General features: G+C 71.9%; 11 protein-coding genes and 2 pseudogenes. 6 read left to right on the top strand and 7 right to left on the bottom strand.

The window, feature by feature from the left end; all coding sequences use genetic code 11:
* Position 1: 1 nt before the first annotated feature.
* From MCHUDSM44219_RS24240 to MCHUDSM44219_RS24235, 3 genes and pseudogenes are all read right to left on the bottom strand, one after another.
* Positions 2-631 (bottom strand): TetR/AcrR family transcriptional regulator, encoded by a 630-nt coding sequence (locus tag MCHUDSM44219_RS24240; protein ID WP_048420827.1) that lies wholly within the window; start codon positions 629-631, stop codon positions 2-4.
* 64 nt (positions 632-695) lie between these two features.
* A pseudogene (locus tag MCHUDSM44219_RS31785) lies at positions 696-1,135 on the bottom strand (glycoside hydrolase family 3 N-terminal domain-containing protein); the annotation flags it as partial.
* 1 nt (position 1,136) lies between these two features.
* Positions 1,137-2,105: glycoside hydrolase family 3 N-terminal domain-containing protein (locus tag MCHUDSM44219_RS24235; protein WP_413783642.1), on the bottom strand; the 969-nt coding region annotated here is incomplete at its 3' end.
* A 70-nt stretch (positions 2,106-2,175) separates the two neighbouring features.
* Here MCHUDSM44219_RS24235 and MCHUDSM44219_RS24230 point away from each other — a divergent pair.
* The 4 genes and pseudogenes from MCHUDSM44219_RS24230 to MCHUDSM44219_RS24220 all read left to right on the top strand — a co-directional run bounded on the left by MCHUDSM44219_RS24230 (position 2,176) and on the right by MCHUDSM44219_RS24220 (position 8,596).
* Positions 2,176-2,643: a universal stress protein gene (locus MCHUDSM44219_RS24230; protein WP_048420826.1), complete on the top strand. Its 468-nt coding sequence runs from the start codon at positions 2,176-2,178 to the stop codon at positions 2,641-2,643.
* 24 nt (positions 2,644-2,667) lie between these two features.
* Positions 2,668-2,841 carry a DUF2613 domain-containing protein gene (locus MCHUDSM44219_RS29220; protein ID WP_070356595.1) on the top strand — a complete coding sequence of 58 codons (174 nt, stop codon included), beginning with the start codon at positions 2,668-2,670 and terminating at the stop codon, positions 2,839-2,841.
* 13 nt (positions 2,842-2,854) lie between these two features.
* Positions 2,855-6,859 (top strand): annotated as a pseudogene (locus tag MCHUDSM44219_RS24225) (alpha-(1->3)-arabinofuranosyltransferase); the annotation flags it as partial.
* 273 nt (positions 6,860-7,132) lie between these two features.
* On the top strand, positions 7,133-8,596 hold the full coding sequence (locus MCHUDSM44219_RS24220; protein WP_048420825.1) for an AMP-binding protein: 1,464 nt from the start codon (positions 7,133-7,135) through the stop codon (positions 8,594-8,596).
* Here the strand turns inward: MCHUDSM44219_RS24220 and MCHUDSM44219_RS24215 are convergent.
* Positions 8,571-9,764, bottom strand: a complete 1,194-nt coding sequence (locus MCHUDSM44219_RS24215) for an acyltransferase family protein (RefSeq protein ID WP_109777949.1) — start codon at positions 9,762-9,764, stop codon at positions 8,571-8,573. The two genes, MCHUDSM44219_RS24220 and MCHUDSM44219_RS24215, sit on opposite strands and share 26 nt — an antisense overlap.
* 147 nt (positions 9,765-9,911) lie before the next feature.
* Between MCHUDSM44219_RS24215 and MCHUDSM44219_RS24210 the strand changes: the two genes are divergently transcribed.
* Both MCHUDSM44219_RS24210 and MCHUDSM44219_RS24205 read left to right on the top strand, forming a co-directional pair.
* The gene (locus MCHUDSM44219_RS24210; protein WP_048420823.1) at positions 9,912-11,117 is read left to right on the top strand and encodes a cell envelope lipid trafficking protein PgfA; all 1,206 of its coding nucleotides are present in this window, start codon (positions 9,912-9,914) and stop codon (positions 11,115-11,117) included.
* Between the two features lie 41 nt (positions 11,118-11,158).
* Positions 11,159-12,877 (top strand): MmpA family trehalose lipid delivery protein, encoded by a 1,719-nt coding sequence (locus MCHUDSM44219_RS24205; RefSeq protein ID WP_109777947.1) that lies wholly within the window; start codon positions 11,159-11,161, stop codon positions 12,875-12,877.
* Here MCHUDSM44219_RS24205 and MCHUDSM44219_RS24200 read toward each other — a convergent pair.
* The 3 genes from MCHUDSM44219_RS24200 to MCHUDSM44219_RS24190 are packed head-to-tail and all read right to left on the bottom strand — an operon-like array spanning position 12,818 to position 14,162.
* Entirely contained in the window at positions 12,818-13,075 is a 258-nt protein-coding gene (locus MCHUDSM44219_RS24200) for a hypothetical protein (protein ID WP_048420821.1), read from the bottom strand. The genes MCHUDSM44219_RS24205 and MCHUDSM44219_RS24200 overlap by 60 nt on opposite strands.
* Positions 13,076-13,083: 8 nt before the next feature.
* Positions 13,084-13,941 (bottom strand): oxygenase MpaB family protein, encoded by an 858-nt coding sequence (locus tag MCHUDSM44219_RS24195; protein WP_048420820.1) that lies wholly within the window; start codon positions 13,939-13,941, stop codon positions 13,084-13,086.
* Positions 13,938-14,162, bottom strand: a complete 225-nt coding sequence (locus MCHUDSM44219_RS24190) for a hypothetical protein (RefSeq protein WP_048420819.1) — start codon at positions 14,160-14,162, stop codon at positions 13,938-13,940. The genes MCHUDSM44219_RS24195 and MCHUDSM44219_RS24190 overlap by 4 nt, the downstream gene beginning before the upstream one ends.
* Positions 14,163-14,180: the final 18 nt, after the last annotated feature.

The raw sequence follows: 14,180 nt of genomic DNA, 5'->3' as shown, positions 1-14,180 counted from the left end.
GTCAGCTCTGCGCGACGGCGCCCACTTCGGGATCCGACGGCGCCGGCGCGCCCTTGAGGCCCAGCCAGAACAGGTTGATCATCAGCTCGGCGGCCTCGTCGACGTCGGCGTCTCCGGTGCTGACCCGGGAGGCGACGGCCTCGCCGGCACCCACCAGCGCGACGGCCATCATGTCGAAGTCGGTGTCCGGCCCGGGGAACCGGGTGCCCGAGCGGAGCAGCCGGCCGACGAGCTCGATGATGCGCTCGCGGCCCTCCCGCACGGTGTGCGCAAACCGCTGCGAGCTCGTCGCCTGGGTGTAGAGCACCATCCACGACGAACGGTTCTCGTCGATGTACTTCAGGAACGCCCGCACCGCGCTGCGCAGCAACTCCTTGGGCGGGTCGTCGAAGTCGATCTTGTCGCGCACCTCGTCGACGAAGCGCGCCAGCTCCCGGTCCAGGCACGCCCCGAACAGCTCCTCCTTGGAGCCGTAGTACAGGTAGAGCATCGGCTTGCTGATCTGCGCCTCGGCGGCGATCGCGTCCATCGACGTCTCGTGGTAGCCGTTCACCGAGAAGATCTGCACGGCCGCGTCGAGCATCTGCTGTTCGCGGACGGCACGCGGCAAGCGCTTGGTACCACCCGCCATGACGCGCCTTTCTCCACTCCCGGCCAACGTGCTTACCAACACAGGGTAAGCACTGGATGACGGATCAGCCGCCGCAGCGCGGGGACGGGCCCTTCATGGCGGCCAGCTTGGTGACCGACGCGTCGACGGCCGGCTGGGACAGCTCACCCGCCGCGACGGCCTTCTCCAGCCGGTCCAGGACGGCGGGCACCTCGTCGGTGGTGACCCACAGCGCGACGTCCGCACCGGCTTGCAGCGCGCGCAGCGCGGCGTCGGGCACCCCGAACCGGTCGGAGATGGCCTTCATGCTCGACAGGTCGTCGGTGAACACCACGCCGCCGAACGGCGGGCCTCCGTAGTCGCCCGAGCGGAGCAGTCCATAGGCCTGCGGGCTGAGGCTGGCGGGTTCGCTGCCGGTCAGTCCCGGCACCTCCATGTGGCCCACCATGACGCCGACCGGGCCCTGGGTGGTCAGCGACCGGTACGGCACCAGGTCGTTGTCCTTCAGCGCGTCGATCGGCGGGGNCGACAGGTCGTCGGTGAACACCACGCCGCCGAACGGCGGGCCTCCGTAGTCGCCCGAGCGGAGCAGTCCATAGGCCTGCGGGCTGAGGCTGGCGGGGTCGCTGCCGGTCAGTCCCGGCACCTCCATGTGGCCCACCATGACGCCGACCGGGCCCTGGGTGGTCAGCGACCGGTACGGCACCAGGTCGTTGTCCTTCAGCGCGTCGATCGGCGGGGTGACCACGCTGCCGGCGTGGGAATCGCCCGAGCCGTGGCCGTGGCCCGGGAAGTGCTTGAGCACCGGAAGCAGCCCGGCGTCGCGCAGCCCGCGGGCGTAGGCGCCGGCGTAGTCGGTGACAGCCGTCGGGTCCGCGCCGAAGGACCGGTCGCCGATCACGGTGTCGTCGGGGGCGTCGGTGACGTCGACGACGGGCGCGAAGTCGATCGTGAACCCGAGGCCGCGCATCTGCCGGCCGCGGTCGAGGGCGATCTGGTAGACCTCCTCGGGCGTGCGGGTGGCCGCGAGCGTGCGCGGTGAGGGCTGCGCCCCGATCAGCCCGGCCAGCCGGGACACCCGGCCGCCCTCTTCGTCGACGCTGACGGCCAGCGGCAGCGGGCCGGCATTGGCGGCGATGTCGGCCAGGGAGCCGTCGGTGAGCATCGACATGTCCGTCCAGCCGCCGACCATGATGCCGCCGACGTGCTGGTTGTCGACGACGGCACGGGCGTCGGCAGCGCCCGTGACGCCGACCATCAGCAGTTGGGCGAGCTTGTCGCGGGTCGACATGGCCGCGACGGCGGCGGCGGGATCACCGCAGGCGAGGGTCGGCGCCTTCTCGGGTGCGGAGCCGGGGGCCGGTCCGGCCGCCATCGCGACGGTGGTGGACGAGGTGGCCGTCGTGTCGTCGGCCGGCGCGCCGCACCCGGCCAGCAGGGCCGACGTCGCGAGCATTCCGGTCACCGCTCTGAACACGTTCCGCGTTGCAACCATGGGTCTCGACCCTAACGGCAACGCGGCCCGCGGCCATAGTCTGAGGGGACGGGCGCGAGAAGGGGGACCGATGCCAGCCGAAGAGACCGTCGTGCTCATCGCGTTCGACGGTTCGCCGGCGGCGCGGCGCGCGGTGCACTACGCGAGCCGCTTCCTGACCGTCGACCGCGCCGTCGTGCTGACGGTGTGGTCGCCGCTGCACCGCGGTTCCGAGCCCACCGCATTCGACCTCGACGGGCCGCCGGATCCGCCGGAAGCCGACGAGGCGGATATCGCGCTGGGCGAGGCGCAGCGCACCAACGCCGCCGGGGTCGAGCTGGCCGTGGCGGCGGGCCTGCCCGCCGAACCGTTGTGTGTCGCCCAGACCTACACGGTGTGGGGCACCATCATCGCCGTCGCCGACGACGTCGACGCCGATCTGATCGTCACCGGGACCCGGGCCACCACCGGGTTGCGCTCGCTGGTGCAGTCCAGCGTGGCCGATCACGTCCGGCGCCGGGGGCACCGGCCGGTGCTGATCGTGCCCCCGGAGCCATGAGACGCCCGTGCTAGTTTGAGGCCCATGGATCGGTTCCTCGTACCTGCGGCGGCCAGCATCGTCGTCGGCCTGCTGTTGGGCGCGGCAGCCGTGTTCGGGGTGACGCTGATGGTGCAGCAGGACACCCGGCCTCCGCTGCAGGCGGGCGATCCGGCGTCGTCGGTGCTCAACAGGGTCGAGTACGGCGACCGTAGCTGAGCAGACCCGGCCGCTGTCGCGGCGCTGGCTGTGGGTGGCCGCCGCGGCGGCACTGGTCCTGACCTTCGCCCAGTCCCCGGGCCAGATCTCCCCCGACACCAAGCTCGATCTCACCGCCAATCCGCTGCGCTTCCTGACGCGCGCGTTCACGCTGTGGAACAGCGAGCTGCCGTTCGGCCAGGCCCAGAACCAGGCGTACGGCTACCTCTTCCCGCACGGCACGTTCTTCCTCGCCGGAGACCTGCTGGGCGTGCCCGGCTGGATCACGCAGCGGCTGTGGTGGGCGCTGCTGCTGGTCGCGGGGTTCTGGGGGGTGCTGCGAGTCGCCGAGGCCCTCGGCATCGGCACCACCACCTCGCGGGTGATCGGCGCGGTCGCGTTCACGCTGTCGCCGCGGGTGCTGACCACCATCGGGGCGATCTCGTCCGAGACGTTGCCGATGATGCTGGCGCCGTGGGTGCTGCTGCCGGTGATCCTGGTCCTGCGCGGCGACCCCCGGATCCGCACGCTGGCGGCGCGCTCGGCGCTTGCGGTCGCCCTGATGGGGGCGGTCAACGCGGTCGCGACGCTGACGGCGTGCCTGTGCGCGGTGGTGTGGCTGTTCTGCCACCGGCCGGGCCCGGTGTGGCGGCGCTTCGTCGTGTGGTGGCTGCCGTGTGTGGCGCTGGCGGTGGCGTGGTGGGTGGTCGCGTTGCTGCAGCTGGGCCGCATCAGCCCGCCGTTCCTGGACTTCATCGAGTCCTCGGGTGTCACCACCCAGTGGATGTCGCTGACGGAGATGCTGCGCGGCACCGGGGCGTGGACGCCGTATGTGGCGCCGACGGCGACGGCGGGTGCGTCGCTGGTCACCGGATCGGCCGCGGTGATCGCGACGACGCTGGTGGCGGCCGGCGGGCTGGCGGGCCTCACGTTGCGCACGATGCCGGCCCGGGGGCGCCTGGTGACCATGCTGCTGGTCGGCGTGATGCTGCTGGCCGCCGGCTACTCGGGCGGGCTGGGCTCCCCGATCGCCCACCAGGTGCAGGCGTTCCTCGACGCCGACGGCACCCCGCTGCGCAACCTGCACAAGCTCGAACCGCTGCTGCGGTTGCCGTTGGCGCTGGGTGTGGCCCATCTGCTCGGCCGGCTGCCGCTGCCGGGCAGCGTTCCGCGGCCGGTGTGGCGGCGCGCGTTCGCGCACCCCGAGTCCGACAAGCGAGTCGCCGTCGGCATCGTGGTGCTCGCCGCGCTGCTCGCCTCCACGTCGCTGGCGTGGACGGGCCGGCTCACCGCACCGGGTGCGTTCGACGCGATCCCGCAGTACTGGCACGACACCGCGGCGTGGCTGGACGCCAACAACTCCGGCGGACGGGTGCTCGTCGCGCCCGGTGCGCCGTTCGCGACGCAGGTCTGGGGCAACAGCCACGACGAGCCGCTGCAGGTGCTCGGCGACAGCCCGTGGGGCGTGCGCGACTCGATCCCGCTGACGCCGCCGGAGACCATCCGCGCCCTCGACGCGGTGCAGCGCCTCTTCGCCGCCGGCCGCCCCTCGGCGGGTCTCGCCGACACCCTTGTCCGGCAGGGCATTTCGTACGTGGTGGTGCGCAATGACCTCGATCCCGAGACCAGCAGGTCCGCCCGGCCGATCCTGGTGCACCGGGCGATCGACGGCTCGCCGGGGCTGACGAAGGTCGCCGAGTTCGGCGCTCCCGTCGGTCCCGGCACCCTGGAGGGATTCATCACCGACAGCGGGCTGCGGCCGCGCTACCCCGCCGTCGAGATCTACCGCGTCGACGGCGCCCGAAACGCCATGGCGCCGTATGTCGTCGACGCTGACGCCATGCCGCGCGTCGACGGCGCGCCCGAATCGCTGCTGCGGCTCGACGAGCGCCGCCGGCTGACCGGCCGACCACCGCTGGGCCCCGCGCTGCTGACCCAGGACGCGCTGCGGGCCGGACTGCCCGCGCCCGTCGTCACCGTCACCGACACCCCGATGGCGCGCGAGACCGACTACGGCCGCGTCGACGACCACAGCTCGTCGGTGCGTGCCGCCGGCGACGCCCGCAACACGTTCAACCGCGTGCCCGACTACCCCTCGGCGGGAACCGATCCGGTGTCGGGCGCGTGGGGCGGCGGCCGGCTCACGGTGTCGAGTGCGGCCTCGGATTCCACGGCGCTGCCCAATGTCTCGCCGGCGTCCGGGCCGCCGGCCGCGATCGACGGCGACTCGTCGACCAGCTGGGTGTCGAACTCCCTGCAGAGCGCGGTCGGGCAGTGGTTGCAGGTGGACTTCGACCATCCGGTCACCAACGCGACGCTCACCATCACGCCCAGCGCGACCGCCGTTGGCGCGCAGGTGCGCCGGCTGGAGGTGTCGACGGTCACCGGCACCAGCACCGTCCGGTTCGACGAGCCGGGCAAGCCGGTGACCGTCGCGCTGCCCTACGGGGAGTCGCCGTGGGTGCGCATCACCGCGGTGGCCACCGACGACGGATCACCCGGGGTGCAGTTCGGCATCACCGACCTGTCGGTGACCCAGTACGACGCCAACGGCTTCGCCCACCCCGTCAACCTGCGGCACACCGTCGAGGTGCCCGGCCCTCCCCCGGGTTCGGCTGTGGCGCAATGGGATCTGGGCACCGAACTGCTCGGCCGGCCGGGCTGCGCCGCCAGCCCGACCGGTTACCGGTGCGCCGCCGCGATGGCCCTGGCCTCCGAGGAACCCGTCAACCTGAGCCGCACGCTCACCGTGCCCAGCCCCACCGAGGTGACACCGACGGTGTGGGTGCGCGCCCGGCAGGGACCCAACCTGGCCGACCTGATCGCGCAACCGAACACCACGCGCGCGGGCGGGGACGCCGACCTGATCGACGTCACAGGCTCGGCGTACGCGGCCACCGACGGTGATCCCGCCACCGCGTGGACCGCACCCCAGCGCGTGGTCCAGGGGCACATCCCGGCCACGCTGGTGCTGAAACTTCCCTCCCCGCATATGGTTTCCGCGCTGCGGGTGACACCGAGCGAGTCGGCGCTGCCGGCTCATCCGACGATGATCGCGATCGATCTCGGCGACGGCCCCCAGGTGCGCCGTCTGACCGACGGCACGGAGACGCTGCGGATCAAGCCGCGCCTGACCGACACCATCACCATCTCCCTGCTCGACTGGCACGACGTGATCGACCGCACCGCACTGGGTTTCGATCAGCTCAAGCCGCCGGGCCTGGCCGAGGTGGTCGCGCTCGACCCGCGCGGGGTTCCCATCGATGCGGCCGACGCCGCCGCCAACCGGGCGCGTACCGTCACGCTGGACTGCGGACGAGGCCCGATCATCGGCGTCGCCGGGCAGTTCATCCCGACCTCGGTGCGCACCACGGTCGGCGACCTGCTGGACAACAAGCCGATCCCGGCCCGGCCGTGCCGTGGCGAGCCGATCACACTGCCCGCCGGCCAGCAGGAGCTCGTGATCAGTCCCGGGTCGGCGCTCATCGTCGACGGCGTCGCGCTGACCACACCCCGGGACAGCGAGGTCCGCACCGCCACACCACAATCCGTCGGCACGCCGCTGTGGCGCAACGACCGTCGCGAGGTCGACGTCGCGCCGTCGGACTCGACACGCATTCTCGTCGTGCCCGAGAGCATCAACCCCGGGTGGTCCGCCCGCGGCGGCGACGGCACGGCGCTGCGCGCGGTCACCGTCAACGGCTGGCAGCAGGGCTGGCTGCTGCCCGCAGGCACGAGCGGCGCCGTGACGCTCGCCTTCACCGCCAACACGGCCTACCGCGCGGGGCTGATCGGCGGCCTCGCGCTGCTGCCCCTGCTGCTCGTGCTGGCCTTCGCACCGGCCCGCCGCCGCGACCCGCTTCCGCCGGCGCGGCCCTGGGCACCGAACCTCGTCGCCGTCGGCGTCGCGGCGACACTGGCCGCGACGGTGATCTCCGGTCCGGTCGGCGCCGCGCTCTCGGCATCGGCGTTCGGCGCCCGACACCTGCTGCGGCGGCGCGAAAAGCTCTGCGAGACAATCACTGTCGTCGGCGCGGCGNTCCGGTCGGCGCCGCGCTCTCGGCATCGGCGTTCGGCGCCCGACACCTGCTGCGGCGGCGCGAAAAGCTCTGCGAGACAATCACTGTCGTCGGCGCGGCGGGCGGGCTGATCCTGGCCGGGGCGGTGCTCAGCCAGAATCCGTGGCGCTCGGTGGACGGCTACGTCGGTCATTCGCCGTGGGTGCAGTTCCTCGCCCTGATCTCGGTGGTGGCGGTCGCCGTCTCGGCGGTTCCCTGGCCGACGGACACGAACAGCGGCCAGGATGACTGACATGACCTCCCCCGTCCCTCCGATCGGCACCCAGGTCTCGGCGTTGGCCGCGCAGCACCCGCACGCGCCCGCCGCCACGTGCGACGGCGTCACGGTGACCCGGGCCCAGCTCGACGCCGCCACCAACCGCCTGGCGCGCAGCTTCGCCGCGTGCGGCGTCGGGGTCGGCGACTACGTGACGATCCTGCTACCCAACTCGCTGGACTGGATCTACGCGGTGCTGGCCTGCTGGAAGCTGGGCGCAGTGCCCCAACCGCTGTCGGCGCGGCTGCCCGACGCCGAGCTGGCGGCACTGCTCGAGTTGCGGCGCCCGGCGCTTCTGGTCGGCCGGGCCGACCCCACCGGCGTCACCCCCACCACGACCGCGACGCCGGCACAGGACGTCTCGGACGCGCCGCTGCCCGAAGCGGTGTCGCCGGTGTGGAAGTCGATGGCCTCGGGCGGCAGCACCGGGCGGCCCAAGCTGATCGAGGCCGGCAACGACAGCCGCATCCCCGCGGCGATCGGCACGCCACTGGGGGCGCAGGAGGGCGACGTCTCGCTGATCTCGGTGCCACTGAGCCACAACACCGGCTTCACCACGTTCGCGGTGGGCCTGCTGCAGGGCCACCACCTGGTGGTGATGCCGCGCTTCGAGCCGCACGAGTTCCTGCGGCTGGTCACCGAGCACCGGGTGACGTTCCTGACCACGGTGCCGACGATCATGCAGCGGCTGCTGCCGGTGTACCGCGCCGACCCCGACGCCTACGACCTGTCGTCGATCCGCCGGTTCTGGCATCTCGCGGCGCCGTGCCCGCCCGCGGTCAAGCGTGCCTGGATCGAGCTGCTGGGCCCGGAAAAGGTGTGGGAACTGTACGGCGGCACCGAACTCCAGGCGCTGACCTTCATCTCCGGCGACCAGTGGCTGAGCCATCCGGGCTCGGTGGGCGTGGTGGTCGCCGGGGAGATGAAGGTCCTCGACGACGACGGCAACGAGTGCCCGCCCGGCGTGGCCGGCGAGATCTACATGCGCCGCGCGCCCGGAGCCCGGCCCACCTACCGCTACGTCGGCAGCACCGCCACGAGCCGCGACGGCTGGGAGTCGCTGGGCGACCTGGGCTACTACCGAGATTTCGGGGCGGACCGATACTTCTATCTCACCGACCGCCGCGTCGACATGTTCACCGTCGGCGGGCGCAACGTGTATCCCGCCGAGATCGAATCGGCGCTGGCCGAGCATCCCGGGGTGCTGTCCAGCCTGGCCGTCGGGGTGCCCGACGACGACCTCGGCCAGGTGCCGCACGTCATCGTCCAGGCGCCCGGTCTGGACGCCGCCGACGTGACGGCGTTCCTCGCCGACCGGCTGGCGGGCTACAAGCTGCCGCGCACCGTCGAGTTCACCGACCGTCCGCTGCGTGACGACGCCGGCAAGGCGCGCCGGTCGGCGGTGCGGGACGAGGTCATCTCGCGACGGCGGGCTCGGTGACGTCGTCGACGGAGCTGTCCAGCGGGGTCGGATCGTTGCGGCGCTCCCACCGGCGCAGCGCGTTACGGCACGGCGACTCCACCAGCGCGTAACTGACCGCGGCGATCGCGAACCCGAACACCACGGTCAGCACCAGCACCGGGGCGAAGTGCCCGTTGAACGCGAACTCCCCCAGCAGCGGGAACACCATCGCCAGGGCGGCCAGATGCCACACGAACAGGCCGTAGGACCAGCGGCCCAGCGTCACCATCGTCGGGTGCCCGATCCATCGATGCGCGGTGTCGGGGGTGTCGAGCACCAGCGGGGCCAGCAGCGCACCGGCCACCACCGCGCCCATCGCGGTCTTCACGGTGACCTGACCGATCGTGCCGAACTGCAGCCCCTCCTTGCCGGCCAGCGGTGACGCCGCGATCAGGAAGGCCGTCACCGCCACGGCCGCCATCAGCCACCGTCGGCGCGCCAGCCGGTGCGGCAGCCCCACCGGCGACACGGTCAGCTCGGCGAGCACCATGCCCGCGGCGAACCAGGAGAAGAACGCCGGCGGCCAGTTCCACAGGTTGTGCCCAGACGCCGGGTCGAACGGGATTCGCACCCAGAACAGGCTGGCCACCGCGGCGGCCACGATCAGCGGGGTCCGGGCCTGCACCGGGACGCGGCGCACCAGCAGCGCCAGGAACGGCAGCGCGATGTAGAACGCCACCTCCACCGAGAGGCTCCACATCTGGGTCAGCCCGGGGGTCAGCGTCAGCGGCACGTAGATCTGCGTCAGCGTCAGGTTCGACAGCCACACCGTCGCGTCGGCCTTGGCGTCCGGCAGCAGCGTGAGGATCACCACGACCGCGACGAGGTATCCGGGCATGATGCGCACGAACCGCGACCGCAGATAGTGGCCGGCCGCCGGCCGCTTGCGTAGCCCCCGGGCCGCGGCCGCGTGCCCGCGCCACAGCAGGAAGCCCGACAGCGCGAAGAACACGGCGACCGCCAGGTCGAAGCGACCCAGTAGCCGGCCCGTCACCCCGGTGGTGTGACCAGTCTGGAACGCCACGTGGGTGACGACGACACCGATGGCCGCGCAGGCGCGCAGGCCCTCCACCGCCGGCAGGAACCCCCGGGTGCCGCCGACGGCGCTGGGGCCGGCGGCCGTCTCGGATCCGGTCACGACGACCAGTGTGCGCCTCCGGCGTCGCCCGGCGGAAAACGGGTAGTCAGGCCCGGCGGGCTGCCCGAAGGTGCTTGTCACTGCTTGCTACTGAGGGCCTTAACTTGTGCTGTTAGGGTCGAACGGGTTTTGCCGCGCGCGAAGGGAGACACGGTATTGAACCGCGCAGTTGCGCTGAGGTTTGCCGCGTGCGGAATCATGGGATTGGGCGCCGCCCTGCTCATCGCCGCGCTGCTGCTGACGACGTACACCAAGGGCAAGATCTCCAAGATCCCGCTCGACATCGACACCACGCTGGTCAGCGACGGCACCGGTGACGCTTTCGACCCCGCGTCCCTGAACACGCAGAAGTTCGTCGTGAACAAGGACGTCCCGGTGGTGATGCAGCAGCAGATCAGCGTCGAGTCGCCGGCCAACGCCGACGTCGTCACGCTGCAGGTCGGCGACACGCTGCGGCGGTCGGACCAGCAGCAGGACAAGGGCCTGCTGCTGGCGATGGTCGACACCGTGACCCTGGACCGCAAGACCGCCGAGGCGGTGTCCAGCGAGAGCAACCCCGGCGGTGCCGTGCAGAAGCCGCGCGCCATCGAGGACGAGAACCCGCCGACGAACATCGCGCTGCCCCACGAGGGGCTGGCCTACCGCTTCCCGTTCGACACGCAGAAGAAGACCTACCCGTTCTTCGACCCGATCGCGCAGAAGCCGTACGACGCGAACTACGCCGGTGAAGAGGACGTCAACGGGCTGACCGCCTACAAGTTCACCCAGAACGTCGGTTTCGACAACGACGGCAAGCTGGTGGAACCCGTCAAGTACGCCTCGCTGTACGACGACGACGCCGACAGCCAGGTCACGGCGCGCGCCGCGCTGTGGGGCCTCGAGGGCGACCCCGAGGAATCGATCACGATGACGCGCTACTACGCCGCGCAGCGCACCTTCTGGGTGGATCCGGTGTCGGGCACGATCGTCAAGGAGACCGACCGCGGCTACCACTACTACGCCCGCGAGGCGCTCAAGCCCGAGGTGACGTTCGTCGACTACACGGTGACGACCAACGACGAGTCGGTGGAATCCCAGGTGGCGGCGGCGTTCGACGAGCGCGACCGGGTGGCGCTGTGGGGCCGCATCCTGCCGATCACGTTCACCGCGCTCGGGCTGGTCTTGCTGATCGGCGGCGCGCTGCTGGGCTCGTTCAGCCTGCGGGCCGAATCGATGCTGATCGACCCCGGCCTGGACGACACCGGCAACCGGTTCTTCGGCGGGCGCGGCGACGAGGGTGAACCGGTCCCCGGCGCGGAGGCCAAGACCGAGAAACTCCCCGCCCAGCGGCCGACGGATCTGCCGCCGGACAGACCGGTCTGATCGCCCGCACCCGCTCGCTGGTCGCGCCGGCGTACGCGCTGGTGCTGGCGCTGGCGGTGACCGCGCCGCTGCTGGGGCCGGGGTACTTGCTGCTGCGCGACGCGGTGTCGACGCCGCGGTCGTATCTGACCGATGCCGCGCTGGGGCTCACCCAGGCCGCGCCGCGGGCGCTGCCGCAGGACGTCGCGGTCGCGTGGGCGTCGGCGGTGCTCGACGGCGGCGCGGTGGTCAAGGCGCTGCTGATCCTCGGGATCTGGCTGGCCGGCTGGGGCGCCGCCCGACTCGCCGCGGCGTTGCTGCCCGACGCGGGCCTGCCCGGGCAGTGCGTCGCGGCCACCATCGCGATCTGGAATCCGTATGTGGCCGAACGCCTGCTGCAGGGGCACTGGAGCCTGCTGGTGGGGTACGGCGCGCTGCCGTGGGTGGCAGGGTCGGTTCTGGCCTTACGTTCCGCGCCGAAACTGTATTCCACGCGCGAAAAGGACGAGTTTCCCCGCGTGGAATGCAATGTCGGCGGGATCGGGGCGGCGCTGTTCTGGCTGGCGCTGGCCGGGCTGACGCCGACGGGCCTGATGCTGGCGGCGACGGTCGCGCTCGCGTGCGCGGTGGCGCCCGGGCCGGGGAGGTCCCGCCTGTTCTGCGCGGCGGTCAGTCTCGCCGCGGCGACGACGGCCGCGCTGCCGTGGCTGGTGGCCTCCGCGGTGGCCGACGGCTGGAGTTCCGGGGCGGATCAGGGGCCTGCGGTGAGTGCGTTCGCAGCCCGCGCCGAGCCGGGCCTGGGCACGCTGGGCAGCCTCGCCGGCCTCGGCGGCATCTGGAACGCAGACGCGGTACCCGCCTCGCGCACAGGCCTTTTCGCGGTGGTGGCGACGGTCGTGCTGCTGGCCGTGGTGGCCATCGGCGTGCCGGTGCTGATCCGGCGCCGCGCCGGGGTGCCGCTGCTGGTGCTCGCGGTCGCCGCGGTGGCGGTGCCCGCGCTGATGGCGACGGGCCCGGGGCTGGCGGCCGTCGAGGCGGTGATCGAGGCGGTTCCGGGCCTGGGTGTGGTGCGTGACGGTCAGAAGTGGGTCGCGCTGGCGATGCCCGGCTACGCGCTGGCCGGGGCGGCGGCCGTGGTCACGCTGCGGCCCCGGGTGCCGGTGGTCGCCACCGCCGCGGTGTGCTGCGCCGCGGTGATCGCGACGCTGCCCGACCTGGTCTGGGGCGTGGGTGGAAAGGTCCGGCCGGGGCAGTATCCGCCGGCGTGGCGGGAGGCCGCCGCGGTGATCGACACCGACCCGGCGCCGGTCGCGGTGCTGCCCGTCGACAGCATGCGCCGCTTCGCCTGGGCCGGACCCGCACCCGTGCTCGATCCGCTGCCGCGGTGGCTACGCGCCGAGGTGCTCGCCACGGGCGACCTGTCGATCGGCGGGCGCACCGTGCCGGGTGAGGGCGTGCACGCGCGCGAGGTCCAGGCGATGCTGCTCGCCGGTGCTGACAGGGACCAACTGGCCGCGGCGGGTGTGGGCTGGGTCGTCGTCGAAGGGTCCGGCGCGAATCTGGCTCTGCCCGTGGCTTTTCGGGACAGCGAGCTCACCGTCTACCGGGTCGGCGGGGACAGTCCGTCCTCACCGCACCGCGGCGTCGTGCTCGCCGCGCACGGGGTGTGGCTGGCGCAGCTGGTCGTCGGCCTCGGGGCCATGGCACTGCGCCGCTTCCGATCACGCGGCGCAGACGGCCGGCATGAGCAGGTCGAGGGGCCAGAGCGCGGCGACGAGTAGATAGGACAGGATGTCCGCGCCCGCCGGCACCCGGGTCGTCAAGACGTCCTCGAGCCGGGCGACCTGCTGCGTCTGGAAGAACGCCCACGTCAGTCCGATGCCCACGTACGGGATCGCGAGCCACAGTGACAGTTCCACGATGTCGTAGACCGACACGCGTCTGCTCAGCAGGCGGCGGGCGGCGGTGCGGATTCCCATCGAATGCCCTAGACCAGACGGCGGTGCCGACGCACCCGGGTCCGGACGTCGGCAAGAAGCAGAAACGTGCCGGCCTGACGCACGAATTCCGGCAGGAATCGGTTGACGAGGGCGACCACCAGGAAGAGCCGTTCGAACCACCACTGACGCATGGCACCCCAGCTCACGCCGAGCGCATCGCGGAACACCGGCGCCAGGAAGCCCGCCGTGAGAAACCTCAGCAGGGGCCGGAACGACGCTGCCAGAAGGGGATTGATCATTCGCAGGTCGACCATGTCCATCAGGTAGTCCCGCACCACGGGGTCGATCGCGACCTGCGCGCAGGCTGCAACCCAATAATCGTCGAACTCGTCGCGGGTCGCCGGCCACTGGTCCTCGGTGACCTGCAGTGTGGTGCCCAACGACCACGCCGAGCGATAGAACTGCTCCCGTTGTTCTGGTGTCATCGGACCGCGTAGCAACTGGTAGGTGTCTTCGAGACCGACGAAGAGACATGCCGCCACCCACATCTGAAGATCACGGTCGAAAGCGTTGTAGCGCACCGGACTCGACGGTCCGGACTTCACCTGCCGGTGTACGCCGTCCACCGCCGCGCGGAACGCCGCCCGGTCCTCGTCGGTGCCGCGGATCGCCACCGCGAGATAGGTGAACGTGGTGCGCGCCCGCTTCCACGGGTGCTTCATCAGATTGCCGGACTCGACGGTGCTCTCGACGACACCGTGCCCCACACCCGGGCGGGACAGCTGCATGATCACGTTGGCCGCGCCGGCGGCGAACGACCAGAAATCCATCGCATCGCCGATCGTCACCGGGCCGTCCCCCCACCGAGCGGTGTAGCGCGCGATCTCAATCCGGTGCGCGCTCACGGTGTACAGGACCCGAGGAGCAACAGCACCGGCCAGTAGACGACGCTCCCGGCGAACGCGGCGGCCGCACGAAGGCCCTCGGCGCGATGCAGGTACTCGTTGCCGATCAGGGTGTAGGCGACTCCGATCACGAGGTACGGCGTGCCGAGTAGCACTGCGGTGCCGATCCATTCGGCCACGGTCATCCGGTAGTCGAGATACCGCTGCACAGGGCTGGGCATGCGGTGATGGTAGCGCCG

The sequence above is a fragment of the Mycolicibacterium chubuense genome, from assembly GCF_001044255.1.
Lineage (GTDB): Bacteria > Actinomycetota > Actinomycetes > Mycobacteriales > Mycobacteriaceae > Mycobacterium > Mycobacterium chubuense.
This window is presented reverse-complemented; position numbering and strand designations above follow the sequence as displayed.

Excerpts from the sequence above, each read along its gene's own strand:
- MCHUDSM44219_RS24230 (WP_048420826.1), top strand. The coding sequence starts at position 2,176 with ATGCCAGCCGAAGAGACCGTCGTGCTCATCGCGTTCGACGGTTCGCCG.
- MCHUDSM44219_RS24200 (WP_048420821.1), bottom strand. The coding sequence starts at position 13,075 with ATGGGAATCCGCACCGCCGCCCGCCGCCTGCTGAGCAGACGCGTGTCG.
- MCHUDSM44219_RS29220 (WP_070356595.1), top strand. The coding sequence starts at position 2,668 with ATGGATCGGTTCCTCGTACCTGCGGCGGCCAGCATCGTCGTCGGCCTG.
- MCHUDSM44219_RS24190 (WP_048420819.1), bottom strand. The coding sequence starts at position 14,162 with ATGCCCAGCCCTGTGCAGCGGTATCTCGACTACCGGATGACCGTGGCC.
- MCHUDSM44219_RS24220 (WP_048420825.1), top strand. The coding sequence starts at position 7,133 with ATGACCTCCCCCGTCCCTCCGATCGGCACCCAGGTCTCGGCGTTGGCC.
- MCHUDSM44219_RS24240 (WP_048420827.1), bottom strand. The coding sequence starts at position 631 with ATGGCGGGTGGTACCAAGCGCTTGCCGCGTGCCGTCCGCGAACAGCAG.